Origin of the sequence: Paraburkholderia caledonica NBRC 102488 (genome assembly GCF_000685095.1) — a bacterium.
Classification (GTDB): Bacteria; Pseudomonadota; Gammaproteobacteria; order Burkholderiales; family Burkholderiaceae; genus Paraburkholderia; species Paraburkholderia caledonica.
In genome coordinates, this window is the sequence record NZ_BAYE01000009.1 from 113,500 (window position 1) to 129,452 (window position 15,953).

At 64.0% G+C, this 15,953-nt stretch carries 10 protein-coding genes; 7 read left to right on the forward strand and 3 right to left on the reverse strand.

Annotation, left to right across the window (positions count from 1 at the left end; all coding sequences use genetic code 11):
- Positions 1-13: 13 nt before the first annotated feature.
- Together BCA01S_RS19540 and BCA01S_RS19545 are read right to left on the reverse strand one after the other, a co-directional pair.
- Positions 14-2,098, reverse strand: a complete 2,085-nt coding sequence (locus tag BCA01S_RS19540) for a 3-hydroxyacyl-CoA dehydrogenase NAD-binding domain-containing protein (RefSeq protein WP_027778362.1) — start codon at positions 2,096-2,098, stop codon at positions 14-16.
- Positions 2,099-2,280: 182 nt separating this feature from the next.
- Positions 2,281-3,966 (reverse strand): 3-(methylthio)propionyl-CoA ligase, encoded by a 1,686-nt coding sequence (locus BCA01S_RS19545; protein WP_027778363.1) that lies wholly within the window; start codon positions 3,964-3,966, stop codon positions 2,281-2,283.
- A gap of 232 nt (positions 3,967-4,198) precedes the next feature.
- On the opposite strand from BCA01S_RS19545, the gene BCA01S_RS19550 reads away from it, so the two are divergent.
- From BCA01S_RS19550 to BCA01S_RS19570, 5 genes are all read left to right on the forward strand, one after another.
- A complete protein-coding gene (locus tag BCA01S_RS19550; RefSeq protein ID WP_027778364.1) occupies positions 4,199-5,755 on the forward strand; it encodes a protein adenylyltransferase SelO in 1,557 nt (518 codons plus the stop codon).
- Positions 5,756-5,804: 49 nt separating this feature from the next.
- The gene (gene msrB / locus BCA01S_RS19555) at positions 5,805-6,227 is read left to right on the forward strand and encodes a peptide-methionine (R)-S-oxide reductase MsrB (RefSeq protein WP_020065919.1); all 423 of its coding nucleotides are present in this window, start codon (positions 5,805-5,807) and stop codon (positions 6,225-6,227) included.
- A gap of 405 nt (positions 6,228-6,632) precedes the next feature.
- Positions 6,633-7,163, forward strand: a complete 531-nt coding sequence (locus tag BCA01S_RS19560) for a septation protein A (RefSeq protein WP_027778365.1) — start codon at positions 6,633-6,635, stop codon at positions 7,161-7,163.
- 1 nt (position 7,164) lies between these two features.
- Positions 7,165-7,476 carry a BolA family protein gene (locus BCA01S_RS19565; RefSeq protein ID WP_020065917.1) on the forward strand — a complete coding sequence of 104 codons (312 nt, stop codon included), beginning with the start codon at positions 7,165-7,167 and terminating at the stop codon, positions 7,474-7,476.
- 10 nt (positions 7,477-7,486) lie between these two features.
- Positions 7,487-8,266: a peptidylprolyl isomerase gene (locus tag BCA01S_RS19570; RefSeq protein ID WP_020065916.1), complete on the forward strand. Its 780-nt coding sequence runs from the start codon at positions 7,487-7,489 to the stop codon at positions 8,264-8,266.
- A 155-nt stretch (positions 8,267-8,421) separates the two neighbouring features.
- Here the strand turns inward: BCA01S_RS19570 and purL are convergent, their stop codons facing one another.
- Positions 8,422-12,516 (reverse strand): phosphoribosylformylglycinamidine synthase, encoded by a 4,095-nt coding sequence (purL, locus tag BCA01S_RS19575; protein ID WP_027778366.1) that lies wholly within the window; start codon positions 12,514-12,516, stop codon positions 8,422-8,424.
- A gap of 376 nt (positions 12,517-12,892) precedes the next feature.
- Between purL and BCA01S_RS19580 the strand changes: the two genes are divergently transcribed.
- Both BCA01S_RS19580 and BCA01S_RS19585 read left to right on the forward strand, forming a co-directional pair.
- Positions 12,893-14,191, forward strand: a complete 1,299-nt coding sequence (locus tag BCA01S_RS19580; protein WP_027778367.1) for an FAD-dependent oxidoreductase — start codon at positions 12,893-12,895, stop codon at positions 14,189-14,191.
- 102 nt (positions 14,192-14,293) lie between these two features.
- Positions 14,294-15,886 (forward strand): bifunctional ADP-dependent NAD(P)H-hydrate dehydratase/NAD(P)H-hydrate epimerase, encoded by a 1,593-nt coding sequence (locus BCA01S_RS19585; protein ID WP_027778368.1) that lies wholly within the window; start codon positions 14,294-14,296, stop codon positions 15,884-15,886.
- Positions 15,887-15,953: the final 67 nt, after the last annotated feature.

A 15,953-nucleotide genomic window follows, 5' to 3' on the forward strand; every position in this document is an offset into this window, starting at 1 on the left:
GCTGTGCGCGGCGTCAGCCGTTAAAGCCCCGGCCCTGGGCCGCAAGTTCGGCGATGCTGCGCGCCAACTGCCATGCGTCGCCATTCGGCTGCGATGCGTAGCGGCGAATTGCGCGCTCGACGTTGTAGAGGCCGACGGTGTCCGCGTACAGCATCGGGCCGCCGCGATAAAGCGGGAAGCCATAGCCGGTCAGATACACCATGTCGATGTCCGACGCCTTCGATGCAATCCCTTCTTCAAGAATCTTCGCGCCTTCGTTGACGAGCGCGAATACGAGACGTTCGACGATCTCGTCGTCGCCGATCTTGCGGCGCTGCGTGTTCGTTTCGTTCGAGTAAGCGACAATCATCTCGTCGACCAGTTTCGACGGATGCGCGGTGCGATCGCCCGCCTTGTAGTCGTACCAGCCGCCGCCGGTTTTCTGGCCGAAGCGCCCCGTCTCGCACAGACGGTCGGCGATCTTCGAATAATGCATCTCCGGATGTTCCTCATAGCGGCGCTTGCGGATCGCCCAGCCGATGTCATTGCCGGCCAGATCGCTCATGCGGAACGGTCCCATTGCGAAGCCGAATTTTTCAATCGCACGATCGACTTGCGCGGGCAGCGCGCCCTCTTCGAGCATGAAAAGCGCCTGGCGGATGTACTGCTCGATCATCCGGTTGCCGATGAAACCGTCGCACACGCCCGACACCACCGCCGTTTTTTTGATCTTCTTCGCAAGCTTCATGACGGTGGCGAGCACGTCTTTCGCGGTTTGCTTGCCGCGCACGACTTCAAGGAGCTTCATGACGTTGGCCGGGCTGAAGAAGTGCATGCCGACCACATTTTGCGGCCGCCTGGTGAACGCGGCGATCTTGTCCACGTCGAGCGTCGACGTGTTCGACGCCAGGATCGCGCCGGACTTCGCCACTTCGTCGAGACGCTTGAACACCTGCTCCTTGACGCCGAGTTCCTCGAACACCGCTTCGACGATCAGGTCCGCGTTCTTCAGGTCGTCGTACGAAAGCGTGGGCGTGATCAGCGCCATCCGCTCTTCGAGCGCTTCGGGCTTGAGCTTGCCCTTCTTCACAGTTGCTTCGTAGTTCTTGCGGATCGTGGCGAGGCCGCGGTCAAGCGCCTCCTGTTTCGTTTCGAGCAGCGTAACGGGAATGCCGGCGCTGATGAAGTTCATTGCGATGCCGCCGCCCATCGTGCCCGCGCCGATCACCGCGACCTGCCGGATCTCGCGCACTGGCGTATCGGCAGGCACGTCGGGAATCTTGCTCGCGGCGCGCTCGCCGAAGAACGCGTGACGCAGCGCACGGCTCTCGGGCGTTTGCACGAGCGCGACGAAGCATTCGCGCTCGACCTCAAGGCCCTTGTCGAAGCCGTTCTTCACGCCGGCTTCAACTGCGTCGATACATTTGAGCGGCGCGGGGAAATTCTTCGCGACGGTTGCGACACTATTGCGTGCGAACTGGATAAAGCCTTCGGCATTCGGATGCTCGATCTTGCGCTCGCGCACTTTCGGATGCGGGCCTTCTTTTGCGCCGACCTTGCGCGCGAACGCGAGCGCCGCTTCGGCGAGATCGCCGTCCGCGAGTTCGTCGAAGAGACCCGATCGGGCGAGGTCCTGCGACATGACAGGCGCGCCGGAAACGATCATGTTGAGCGCGGCTTCGAGGCCGATTGCACGCGGCAGACGCTGAGTGCCTCCCGCGCCCGGCAAGATGCCGAGCTTGACTTCGGGCAACGCGATTTGCGCGCCGGGCGCGGCGATCCGGTAATGCGCGCCTAGCGCGAGTTCGAGCCCGCCGCCCATCGCGACGCTGTGAATCGCCGCGACCACCGGTTTCGCGCTGCCTTCAACGGTCTTGATGACGGTGGCGAGCGTCGGCTCCTGGGTGGCTTTCGGCGTATTGAATTCGGTGATGTCGGCGCCGCCCGAAAAGGCTTTGCCCGCGCCCGTCAGCACGATGGCCTTGATGGCCGCGTCGTTCTGCGCGCGCTCGATGCCCTCGACGATTCCCGCCCGGGTCGACAGGCCGAGGCCGTTGACGGGAGGATTGTTCAGCGTGATGACGGCCACGCCGTCATGGGTTGTGTAGTCCACTGCCATCTGCCTGCCTCCATGCGATGCATCGCATCCTTGAGATGAGGCGGCGCAGCGCGCCGCCCTTCCGGGTCCACCAGACGACTGATGTCTGGCTTCAGTGCTCCAACCTTCGTCCCGAGTTCAGGTCGGCCGTTCCGGTGTCAGCAGGCAGAATACACAAAAAAGCACGCTCGTTCAATTTATCGTCAGCCGGGGTTTCCCCTGGCGAGCGGGCAGTCTCCCTCGAACATCTGGGCTTCCAGCGCCGACGGCAGCACGTGATCGCGGAAGATTTCGCGCAGCTTCAGCTTTTGCAATTTGCCCGTGGCCGTATGCGGCAATTCGTCGACGAACACCACGTCGTCCGGGATCCACCATTTGGCGACCTTGCCGTTGTAGAACGCGAGCAGTTCTTCGCGCGTCACGTCGAAACCCGCGCGTTTGACCACAGCCAGCAGCGGACGCTCCGTCCATTTCGGATGAGCGCATGCGATGCACGCCGCCTCCGCGACCGCCGGATGCGCAATGGCGACGTTCTCGATGTCGATCGAACTGATCCACTCGCCGCCCGACTTGATGACGTCCTTCGAGCGGTCCGTGATCTGCAAAAAGCCATCTCGGTCGATAGTCGCGACGTCGCCGGTCGGAAACCAGCCGTCCACGAGCGGGGAGTCGTCCTTGCGGAAATACCGGTCGATTACCCAAGGCCCACGAACATACAGATCGCCGAACGCGACGCCGTCCCACGGCAACTCCGTACCGTCTTCGCCGACGATCTTCATATCGACGCCGTAAAGCGCATGTCCTTGTTTCTCAAGCAGTTTGCGCTGCTCAGCAAGCGAGCGCTGCGATTGCTCCCACGTGAGCTTCGCCAACGTGCCGAGCGGTGACATTTCGGTCATGCCCCACGCGTGAATGACCTGTACGTTGTAGTCGTCCTCGAAAGTGCGCAGCATCGCGGGCGGACACGCGGAGCCACCGATCACCGTGCGCTCGAGCGACGAAAAGCGCACGCCAGCTTCGCGCAGATAGTTCAACAGGCCGAGCCAGACGGTCGGCACGCCAGCCGAATAAGTGACGCGCTCGCGCTCCATCAGTTCGAACAGCGACTTGCCGTCCAGGTCCTTGCCTGGAAACACGAGCTTTGCGCCGGTGAGCGGCGCGGCGTGCGGGATGCCCCAGGCGTTGACATGGAACATAGGGACGACGGGCAGCACGGAATCGCGCGCGGACAGGCTCATTGCGTCAGGCAGCGATGCGCCGAACGCATGCAGCACCGTCGATCGATGCGAGTACAGCGCGCCTTTCGGGTTGCCCGTGGTACCCGACGTATAGCAGAGATAGGACGCCTGACGCTCGTCGATTGGCGGCCATTCGAAATTGCCGTCCTGCGCGTTCACGAGCGTTTCGTAACTCAGCACGGGCGTTTGCATCGCCGGCAAATGTGCTTCGTCGGCGAGAGCGATCCAGCCGCGTACTTTCGGGCATTGCGGCGCAAGGCCGTCGACTAGCGGCGCGAAGGTCGTGTCGAACAGCACGTAGGCATCGTCGGCATGATTGATGATGTACGCAATCTGATCGGGGAAAAGGCGCGGGTTGATCGTGTGGCACACGGCGCCGAATCCGGTCGTGCCGTAATAGGCTTCGAGATGCCGGTAGCCGTTCCACGCCAGTGTCGCGACCCGCTCACCGGAATGAACGCCGAGCGCGATCAAGGCCTGCGCGAGCTGCTTTGCGCGCCGTTCGCAATCACGATAGGTGTAGCGATGAATGTCGCCTTCGATACGCCGCGACACGATCTCGGTGCCGCTGAAATGCCGCGCCGCGTGAGCGAGCAGCGAGGACACGGTGAGGGGCACATCCATCATCTGGCCAAGCAGCGGCATCGTCATAAAGGGTCGTCTCCTGGCCTTTTTATTTTCAGGGTTTGGACATTGAAGCGCCGTTCGGGAGAAACCGGCGCGGCAGTGAAATTGCTGAAGCAAGCCACAGGCGAGTCACGCATCCGCCACCACTGGAATGTTCGTATCGGGCATACGCGGGCCATACACGGGCCAAATGCCGGCCCGCCAGCAGCGCCGCGGGTGCGGACTTACAATATCGGTTAATAGTGAGGCGCTCAACATGTCGTTTTCCCCAAGCATTGCAGGCCTGTCCGGGCCTCTGGCGGCACTTTCCGAACTTCTTACCAACCCCACCGAAAGCGCGTTTGCGCGGCTTGGCAGCACGTTTCTCACGCGTCTGGCAGCCACGCCGCTGAGCGCGCCGTATCTCGTCGGTTTCTCGGCCGACACTGCCGCGCTGCTCGGGTTAGAGCCGGGCCTCGAAAAAGAGCCTGCGTTCGCCGATCTGTTTTCCGGCAACAGCACCCGCGAATGGCCAGCCGAGGCGCTCCCGTATGCGTCGGTGTACTCGGGGCATCAGTTCGGCGTGTGGGCGGGACAGCTCGGCGACGGCCGCGCGCTCGGACTCGGCGAAGTCGAATATGCGGGTCAGCGGTTCGAGCTTCAGTTAAAAGGCGCCGGGCGCACGCCGTATTCGCGCATGGGCGACGGGCGTGCGGTGCTGCGCTCGTCGATTCGCGAATTTCTCTGCTCGGAGGCCATGCATCACCTCGGCATTCCGACCACGCGCGCACTGTGCGTGATCGGCTCAGACCAGCCGGTACGGCGCGAGGAGATCGAAACCGCCGCCGTCGTCACGCGCGTCGCGCCGAGCTTCGTGCGCTTCGGCCACTTCGAGCACTTCTATTCAAACGATCGCACCGACGCGCTGCGCGCGCTCGCGGATCATGTGATCGAGCGCTTCTATCCGCATTGCCGCGAAGCCGACGATCCGTATCTCGCGTTGCTGAACGAGGCGGTGTTGTCCACGGCGGATCTGATGGTCGAGTGGCAGGCCGTCGGCTTCTGCCACGGCGTGATGAATACGGACAACATGTCGATCCTCGGCCTGACCATCGACTATGGTCCGTTCGGCTTCATGGACGGCTTCGACGCGGGCTACATCTGCAATCACTCCGACTCGCAGGGTCGTTATGCGTACCGGATGCAACCGCAGATCGCGTACTGGAATCTCTTTTGCCTTGCGCAAGGACTGCTGCCGCTGCTTGGCGAACACTACGAGCAAAGCGCGCGCAACGACAAAGCCATTGAAGACGCGCAACGCGTGCTCGGCGGTTTCAGGGAGCGTTTCGGCCCGGCGCTCGAGCGACGCATGGCGGCGAAGCTCGGGCTCGAAGCCGTGCACGACGGCGATGCGCAACTGGTCAACCGGCTGTTCGACGTGATGCATGCGAACCGGGCGGATTTCACGCTGACTTTTCGCAATCTCGGCCGTATGTCGAAACACGACGCGAGCGGCGATGCGCCGGTGCGCGACCTGTTCCTCGACCGCGCTGCATTCGATGCCTGGGCGAACGAGTATCGCGCGCGCCTGTCCCATGAAACACGCGACGACGCCGCGCGCGCCATTGCAATGAACCGTGTGAACCCCAAATTCATTCTTCGCAATCATTTGGCGGAAACGGCGATCCGCCACGCGAAAGAGAAGGATTTTTCCGAACTTGAGCGTCTGGCCGCGGTGCTGCGTCGTCCGTTCGACGAACAGCCCGAGCACGAAGCGTATGCCGGGTTGCCGCCCGACTGGGCGAGCTCGCTGGAAGTCAGCTGCTCGTCATGACCCGCAAGCTGCAAGCCGCTCTCATTACAAGCCCGAGACAGGAACCGACATGAACAATCCCGACGACCTCAAGCACGACACCCCAGCGGTGCAGAAAGACGACACCGAGTGGCGCAAGCAGCTTTCCGACATCGAATATCAGGTGACGCGCCACGCGGCCACCGAGCGCCCGTTCACCGGCCGTTATCACGATCACTGGGAGCGCGGCATTTATGACTGCGTCTGTTGCGGCACACCGCTGTTCGAATCGGATACCAAGTTCGACGCCGGCTGCGGCTGGCCGAGCTACTTCAAACCGATCAACGGTGAAGTGATTGCCGAGAAAACCGACCGGTCGCATGGCATGCTGCGCATCGAGGTGCAATGCAAGAATTGCGGCGCGCATCTCGGCCATGTGTTCGAAGACGGACCGGCGCCAACGGGTCTGCGCTACTGCATCAATTCGGCTGCGTTACAATTCGACCCCAAGTAACGCAGCGTCCGGGTTTGGCGCGCTCTGTGCCTGTGCTGGCGAATTGCGGTTGCTGTCGGCGAGTAATGTGGCGTCCGCGGACGCGGTAATGCGCCGAGGCAGCCTTGAGCGGCCAGGCCAAGGCCACAAGCAGGCACAAGCAGGCACGGAATGCACACGGACCGCACGGAATGGCACAGTCCGCCCCGAACCGCAGGTAGACGCAACTGGCAGCAACCTGCGGCATCGGAAAGCGAACGGACGCGGGGCATCGCGTCAAGCTGACAACGGTTTCGCGTGGGCTGCGACGGCAATCAGTTCGCTTCCGACGCCGCGCCTGGTTGTGTGCTGCATGCCGCGGGGTGCCTCGTGCATGGCGCCGCGCACTTGCTCCTCCGACCCACTCTCCGAGTTCCCGTCAGATAAATGAAATTCCTGTTCGATCTGTTCCCGATCATTCTGTTCTTCGTCGCCTTCAAGGTGTGGGGCATCTTCACGGCGACCGCAGTGGCGATCGTTGCCACGCTGGTGCAGATCGCGTGGGTGGCCTTCCGGCACCGCAAGGTGGACCCGATGCTGTGGGTGAGCCTCGGCGTCGTCACCGTGTTCGGCGGCGCGACGCTCGTTCTGCACAACGACACCTTCATCAAATGGAAGCCGACTGTGCTGTACTGGGCCTTCTCCGTCGTGCTGATCGTGTCGCAACTCGCGTTCAACAAGAACCTGATCGAAGCGATGATGGGCAAGCAGATCACGCTGCCGCATGCGATCTGGGGCAAGCTGAGCGTAATCTGGGCGATCTTTTTCGTGCTGCTCGGACTGCTCAACCTGTTCGTCGCGTACAACTACACGACCGACCAGTGGGTCAATTTCAAACTGTTCGGCGCGACAGGCTGTCTGGTGGTGTTTATCGTCGGACAGAGCTTGTGGCTGTCCAAGTACATGAAGGAGGAATGATATGAGCGATATGTTCATGCACGCCACCACCGCCGAGCGTGCCGCGCTGATCGAAGCACGCCTTACTGCCGCGCTCGCGCCCATCGCATCGATCCAGATCACCGACGACAGCGCGCAGCACGCCGGCCACGCCGGCGCTGCCGCCGGCGGTCATTTCAGTGTCACGATCGTGGCTGCCGCATTCGCCGGCAAGCCCCGCGTGGCGCGGCATCGCATGGTGTATGATGCGCTGGCCGATGCCATGCAGCGCGGCATTCATGCCCTTGCAATCACGGCTTACACGCCCGAAGAATTCGCTTTGTTGCCCCGCTAGGAAACTTCCGATGACCTTGAAGAAAACCCGTCTTTGGGTATTGCTGGCTGCGTTTGCGGCCGCACCTGCATTCGCACAGAACATCGCCGTGGTGAACGGCACGCCGATTCCGAAAGCACGCGCCGACGCGCTGATCGACCAACTGGTCCATCAAGGCCAGCAGAACACGCCGCAACTCCAGATGGCCGTGCGTGAAGAACTCGTGAACCGCGAAATCCTGATGCAGGAAGCGCTGCGCCGCGGCCTGCCGAATCGTCCGGACATCAAGGCGCAAATTGCTGTCGCTCAGCAAACCGTCGTGCTGCGCGCACTGATCGAAGACTTCGTGAAGAAGAACACGCCGAGCGACGCGGAAGTCACCGCTCGCTACAACGCACTGATCAAGGACGCAGGCGGCAAGGAATATCACCTGCATCACATTCTCGTGGACAACGAGCAGCAGGCGAAAGACCTCATCGCGAAAATCAAGGGTGGCGCGAGCTTCGAGGATCTGGCCAAGCAATTCTCGAAGGACCCGGGATCGGGCAAGAACGGCGGCGACCTGGACTGGTCTGACCCGAAGGCTTACGTGCCGGAATTCGCGGAAGCGGCCACGCATTTGCAGAAGGGCCAGATGTCTGACACGCCGGTGCATACGCAATTCGGCTGGCACATCATTCGCGTTGACGACGTGCGCAGCATCACGCCGCCGCCGCTCGAACAGGTGCGCCCGCAGATCGTGCAGCAGATCCAGCAAGAAAAACTGCAGGCATTCGAAGAAGGTCTGCGCAAGAACGCGAAGATTCAGTAAGCGTTAATTCGCAATCTTCGATCTGGTTCGAAAAAGCCCCGTTCAGTTGATGACTGAACGGGGCTTTTTTATATCGCGCTCCGGCGGGCTTAGGCGCCACTCGACTGTGCGATTTCGCCGAGTGCGCGCCGCGAGCACGCGCACTCACTACCTCATTACCCCAGCCAGCGGCGTGCGTTCTGGAAGACGCGCATCCACGGGCTTGCGTCCGTCGCGCCCTCACCCCAGCTTTCCGGATGCCAGCTCATTTGCACCGCGCGATGCACGCGCTCAGTGTGCGGCATCACAACGGTGAAGCGGCCGTCGGGCGTGGTAACGGACGTGATGCCGTTCGGCGAACCGTTCGGATTGAACGGATACTGCTCGGTCGCCTGACCACGGTGATCGACGTAACGCATTGCCACCGCGACCTTCGACGCATCGCCTTGCTGCGAGAAGTCCGCATAACCCTCGCCGTGCGCAACCGCGACCGGAATGCGTGAACCTTCCATGCCGGCAAAGAAGATCGACGGCGACGCCTCGACTTGCACGAGCGAAAAGCGCGCCTCGAATTTTTCCGACTTGTTGCGCGTGAACTTCGGCCATGCTTCGGCGCCGGGGATCATCGACGCGAGGCTGCTCATCATCTGGCAGCCGTTGCAGATGCCGAGCGCAAACGTGTCGGTCCGGCCAAAAAACGCCGCGAACATATCGGCCAGTTGCGAGTTGAAGCGGATCGCCTTCGCCCAGCCTTCGCCGGCGCCGAGCGTGTCGCCGTACGAGAACCCGCCGCACGCCACCGCACCGGCGAAGTCCGCCAGATCGGCGCGGCCCGCAAGCAGGTCGCTCATGTGCACGTCGTGCGCGTCGAAACCGGCGCGGTCGAACGCATATGCCGTTTCAAGGTGTGAGTTCACGCCCTGCTCGCGCAGAATCGCCACGCGCGGACGCGCGCTCTTGCCCACGTACGGCGCGGCCACGTCATCAGCAGGGTCGAATGTCAGCACCGGAGTGATGCCCGGATCAGCGGCGTCGAGCAGCGCGTCGTATTCCGCGTCGGCGCAAGCCGGGTTGTCGCGCAAACGCGAAATGCGCCAACTCACTTCGCTCCACGTGCGATGCAGTTCTACACGCGGCGCTTCGTAGACCTTCTTCGCGTCGCGATAAATTTCGATGGTATCGCGATCGTTGATCTTGCCGATCACATGCGAGCACGCCGACAGGCCATGCTCGCGCAACGCTGCCAGCACCGCGTCGCGGTCGGCCGCGCGCACCTGAATCACGGCGCCGAGTTCTTCGGTGAAGAGCGCGCGGATCGTGCGGTCTTCGCGGCGGCCGCTCGTCTGCTTTGCCCAGTCTTTCGCGTCGCCGTAATCCGACTCGTGATGCGGATCGAGCACGAGCATGTCCACATTCAACGACACGCCGACGTGACCCGCGAACGCCATTTCACATACGGTCGCCCACAGGCCGCCATCGGAGCGGTCGTGGTAGGCGAGCAGCTTGCCGCTCCCGTTCAGCGACTGGATTGCGTTGAAGAAGCGCTTCAGGTCTTCCGGATCGTCAACGTCCGGCACTGTATCGCCGATCTGCTGCGTAACCTGCGCGAGAATGCTGCCGCCCAGACGATGCTTGCCGCGGCCGAGGTCGATTGCGATCAGCACGGAGTCGCCCACACCGTCCGCACCGTTTGCGCGACGCAGTTGCGGTGTGAGATGACGGCGCACGTCTTCGACCGGCGCGAACGCCGAGATGATGAGCGAAACCGGTGCGACGACTTCTTTAGCGACGCCGCGGTCTTCCCACTTGGTGCGCATGGACAGCGAATCTTTGCCGACCGGAATGCTGATGCCGAGTGCCGGGCACAGTTCCATACCGATCGCCTTGACCGTCTCGTAGAGCGCCGCGTCTTCGCCCGGCGCGCCGCACGCAGCCATCCAGTTGGCCGACAGTTTGAGCTTGTCGAGCGACGCGATAGGCGCCGCCGCGATGTTGGTGATCGCCTCGCCGACCGCCATGCGGCCCGACGCGGGTGCGTTGATGACGGCGAGCGGCGTGCGCTCGGCCATTGTCATCGCCTCGCCGCGAAAGCCCGCGTAGTCCATGGTCGTGATCGCGACGTCCGCGACCGGAACTTGCCATGGGCCGACCATCTGGTCGCGCGCCGTGGTGCCGCCCACCGAGCGGTCGCCGATTGTAATGAGGAACGACTTGCTCGCGACCGTGGGATGGCGCAGCACGCTGACCGCGACTTCCGCGAGTGCGAGGCCGGTCACATCCACCGGCTGGACCTTCGGCTCGACGCGCGTGACGTCGCGATGCATCCGCGGCGCCTTGCCGAGCAACACTTCCATTGGCATGTCGACCGGTTGATGCGCGTTCTCGTCCTTCAGTTCGGGATCGATCAGCTTCAACTGACGTTCGGCCGTTGCCGTGCCGATCACGGCGAACGGGCAGCGTTCGCGCTCGCACATGGCCTGGAAAGCCGGGAGATCAGCGGGCGCGATGGCGAGCACGTAACGCTCCTGCGCTTCGTTCGACCAGATCTCGCGCGGCGACAGGCCGCTTTCCTCCAGCTGGATTTCGCGCAGATCGAAAATCGCGCCCTTTCCTGCGCCGTCGACCACTTCCGGGAACGCGTTCGACAGACCGCCCGCGCCCACGTCGTGAATGCTCAGGATCGGGTTTTTGTCGCCCAGTTGCCAGCACGCATTGATGACTTCCTGCGCGCGCCGCTCGATCTCCGGATTGCCGCGCTGGACGGAGTCGAAGTCGAGTTCGGCGGTATTCGTGCCGGTCGCCATCGAGCTTGCTGCGCCGCCGCCCATGCCGATGCGCATGCCCGGGCCGCCGATCTGAATCAGAAGCGACCCTTCCGGCAGGTCGTGCTTGTGCGTGTGCTGATCCGAAATATTGCCGATGCCGCCCGCGATCATGATCGGCTTGTGATAGCCGCGCACGAGGCCCGCCACGTTCTGCTCGTATGCGCGGAAATAGCCGCCCAGATTCGGCCGGCCAAATTCGTTGTTGAATGCGGCGCCGCCGAGCGGGCCGTCGATCATGATTTGCAGCGGCGAAGCGATGCGGTCCGGGCGGCCATACGCCTCAAGCTTGTCGTTCGGATTGCGATGCGCGAGCGGCACGGCGACATCGCGTGCATTTTCCCAGGCTTCGACGCCGTCCGGCAATTCGAGGTTCGACACCGTGAAGCCCGCCAGACCGGCCTTCGGCCGCGCGCCGCGGCCGGTCGCGCCTTCGTCGCGAATCTCGCCGCCCGCGCCCGTCGCAGCGCCAGGGAAAGGCGAGATCGCGGTTGGGTGATTGTGCGTCTCGACCTTCATCAAGGTGTGCGTGAGTTCGACGCTGCGGCGATAGTGCTCGGGCAGTTCCTTCTCACCAAGCTGCTCCGGCGTGCGCGGGAACCAGCGCTCTGCCATACCGCCCGCCATGATCGCCGAGTTGTCCGAATAAGCGACGATCGTGCCTTGCGGATGGAGCTTCTCGGTATTGCGGATCATGTTGAAGAGCGAGATGTCCTGCTTCTCGCCGTCGATGGTCCATTCCGCGTTGAAAATCTTGTGACGGCAGTGCTCGCTGTTGGCCTGCGCGAACATCATCAGTTCGACGTCGGTCGGATTGCGGCCGAGTTTCGTGAATGCGTCGACGAGGTAGTCGATCTCGTCGTCGGCGAGCGCGAGGCCCAGTTCCGTGTTCGCTACTTCCAGCGCGCGCCGGCTTTGGCCGAGCACGTCGACGGTTTGCAGCGGCTTGGCCGGCAGTTCGTCGAACAGATGCAGCGCATGGTCGCGCGACGGCGCGACGCTCTCGGTCATGCGGTCGTGCAACGCGGCGGCGACGGCCTCGCGCGCTTCGTCGGAAAGCGCCTTCTTGCCGCCCAGCAGGCCGCTTTTCAGCGTAACCGTGTACTCGACGCCGCGCTCGATCCGGCGCACCTGCGTGAGCCCGCACAGGTGCGCGATATCCGTTGCCTTGCTCGCCCACGGCGACACCGTACCGAAGCGCGGCACCACCAGAAACGTTTCGGCCGCGCCGCGCTCTCTGGTTTCTTCGAGCGGATGGCCGTAGTGCATCAGCGCCTCGATCTTCGCGTTGTCTTCAGCGGAAAGCGGGGTCTGCGCGTTGACGAAGTGCAGATATTGCCCGCGCACGCCCGTGATGTTCGGGTCGATGCGCGTAAGCGTTTCGAGCAGGCGGGTTTGACGGAAATCGGAAAGGGCCGAAGCGCCGGGGAAACACGAGAAGTGGGCCATGGACTTGACGTTGCGTCGCTCAATGATGCCGAAGAGTCGCGCGTGATGGCGACATGAGGCGGAAAGGAAGTCAGGGATTATACCCCGGGAACGGCCATCCAGCGGGGCGCGCCATGGCCCCGGAATACGCTGCGCGGGTGTCTCGGGCGACGCCTGCGCAGCAGCGCGCATGACCATGCGCGGGCGTTGACTGCTATCATTCGCCCTTTCATCAGATCGGTGCGAGCGGGGTTCTGGCCTTGCCGCCGGCAGTATGTCGCGAGTCCTGCCCGGATCGGATCCGGGGTCATGTCTTCGCGTCATGTCCGGCCGCGCCGCATGTCACGCCTAGCGGGGCCCGCACAACGGCCCCCGCCCGGCAAATCGAATCAGAACAATGGATGTCATCGTCATTGGCGGCGGGATCGCGGGCGTCGCCACCGCTTATCAGCTACGCGCCGCGGGCCACCGGGTATGCGTCGTCGAGCGCCACGCCACCGTCGCGCAGGGCGCAACCTATGGACATGGCGGCACGGTCCTGCCAACGCCGCTCGACGTCTGGTTTGGCCCGACTTTCATGGCGAACCGGCAGAATGCGAAAAACGGCGTGATCAACAAGCCCGGATTCAACGGGCCGGCGCGCCAGTTCGTGAAGAAGCTCGCCGAATTGCAGGAGCCCGACGAGTTCGGTCGCCAATACCGGCTGTTACGACCGCTTATCGAGCTGTCGCGCGAGGCGATGGCCGACATGGAAGCGCGCTTCGGCTTCGAATTCGAACAGGCGAGCGGTCTGCTCTATCTGGTCCGTTCCGCTCAGGAGTGGCAGCAATTGCAGCCCGCGCTCGGGCTGCTGGCGCTCTACGAAGTGCCGCATCATGTGTTGAGCCCCGCCGAATGTGCGGCGTACGAGCATTCGGTGCGCACCGAACCGGAATTCGCGGGCGGCGTTCTGTTCGAACACGAGCGAACCGCCAATTGCCCGCTTTTCACCAAGCTTCTCAAGCAGACGCTCGACACCCAGGGCGGCGTGCAGTTCATGCTCGGCTGCGAGGTGTCGGCGATCCGCCTCGACGGCCAGCGCGCCGCAGTCGAGCTCGCGCCTCGGCCGGGCGCGGCGTCCCGGTCACGCGAAGTCGATGTGATCCACGCGGACGCGATCGTGGTCGCCGGCGGTTACGGCAGCCTCGCGCTGCTCGAGCGCCTCGGCCTCGCCTTGCCCCTGCATCCGCTGCGCGTGCATACGCTCGTCGCGCCTATCGCGCATGAGGAATGTGCGCCGCATGTCGCTATCGTCGACGCGATCAAGCGCATAGGAATCAGCCGGATGAATCACCGCTTGCGCATTGCGGGCGGTGCGGTCTTGCAAGGCGCTAATCTGATCGAGAAGCCGCTCGGCGAAGCACTGACGAAAGAAGCGCTGGCGCTGCTGGGGCAGGCGACACACGACTGGATTCCGGGCGCGGCGCGTATTTCGGCGGCCTTGCCGTGGGAAGGCATCAAGCTGCTGTCGCCCGACGGCTTGCCGGTGGTCGGCAATGCGCTGCATCCACGGATCTTCGTCAATGTGGGCCACGGGCCTGCGGGTTGGGGCCTCGCGTGCGGAGCGGGCAAGCTGATCGCCGATCTGGTCGTGGGCCAGGCGCCGGATTTGCCCGACGAAACGCTCGCCGCGCTGCGCGTGGACCGGTTCCAGTAACAGCGGGGTGCGCCGGAATCGACGCATTGGGCGCACATCGGCACTACCATAGCGATTCCAGACGCTTTCGCACCTTGCTCAAGGGTGACCGCCCGCCTCGCCATGACAGAAGCCGACCTCACGCCGCCGACGCTGATTCGCCCGCATAACCGCGCCCTCCCGCTGCTGACGCTGACCGACCTGAGGATCGCGGAATCGCAAGCCGCCGCTTCGCTGCCGCAGCATACGCTGATGGACCGCGCCGGCAAGGCGGCAGCCAGCTTCCTGCTCGAACAGATTACCCGCGACACGTCGGTCGAAAAATCCAGGCAGCGCGTCTGGCTGATAGCCGGCCCCGGTAACAATGGCGGCGACGCACTGATTCTGGCGGCGGAGCTGCACAAGGCCGGCATCGCCGTCGAATTGTGCATGCCGGTGGAAGTGAAACCGGACGACGCCCGCTGGGCGCTCGCGACGGCACGCGCATCCGGCGTCGCGATCGCCACCGCGCCGCCCGCGTCGCTCGACGGCTACACGTGGCTCGTCGACGGTATGTTCGGCATTGGCCTCGCGCGGCCACTGGAAGGCGTGTTCGCCGCGACCGCGCGGCAGTTCTCGCAACGTGCCCAAAGCCGGCCGCACACAGGCGGCGTGCTCGCGCTCGACGTGCCGAGCGGCCTCGACAGCGACACGGGCACGATCGTCGGCGACGGCGACGGCGACGCAGCCGTGCGCGCGACCCACACGGTTACCTTCATTGCCGGCAAGCCGGGACTCTTCACGGCGCAAGGCCGCGATCTCGCCGGCTCGGTGACGGTCGCGCCGATCGGCGTCGATTGCAGCGCGCGCACGGCGGTGCAACTGAACGCGCCCGAACTCTTTGGCTCGTTCCTGCCACCGCGTGATTTCGCGACCAACAAGGGCACGTTCGGCAGCCTCGCCGTGGTTGGCGGCGACACGGGCATGTGCGGCGCGCCGATTCTCGCGGCGCGTGCGGCGCTCTACACCGGCGCGGGCAAGGTCCACGTCGCACTGCTCGGCGCCGGCGCCCCGCCCTACGACCCGCCGCATCCCGAACTGATGTTGCATGCCGTCGACGATTTGCCGCTCGACAAGATGGATGCGCTGGCGCTCGGCTGCGGCATGGGCCACGGCGAGCGCGCCACGCGGGTGTTGCACGATGTGCTGCAACTCGATGTGCCGAAGCTCTTCGACGCTGACGCGCTCAATCTGATTTCGAAAGACTCCACGTTGGCCGCGGCCGTTACCGCGCGAGGCGTGCAGGGCGATCCCTGCGTGCTCACGCCGCACCCGCTCGAAGCCGCGCGCCTGCTTGGCACTGAGGTGGTCCGCGTACAGCGCGACCGCCTCGCCGCGGCGCGCGCTCTCGCGGCGCGCTTTGCCAGTGTGGTGGTGCTCAAGGGCACCGGTACGGTGATCGCGGCCCCCGACGGCCGTCTCACGATCAACCCGACCGGAAATGCCGCGCTCGCGACAGGCGGCACCGGCGACGTCCTGGGCGGCATGATCGGCGCTTTGCTCGCGCAGCACTTGCCGGGCTACGAGGCGGCGTTGGCCGGCGTCTACCTGCACGGCCTCGCCGCCGACACGTTGAACGCGCAGGGCCACGGTCCCGCCGGCCTCACGGCCGGCGAACTTGCGCCGATGGTGCGCAGCTTGTTGAACCGCATGTTTTATCCATCGGTGCAATCGTGATGTTGGGTATCGAGCGGCATGGCGCGATATTGGCCGAATTGGGTGGCTGGCTTCCGGCGTGGGTTGT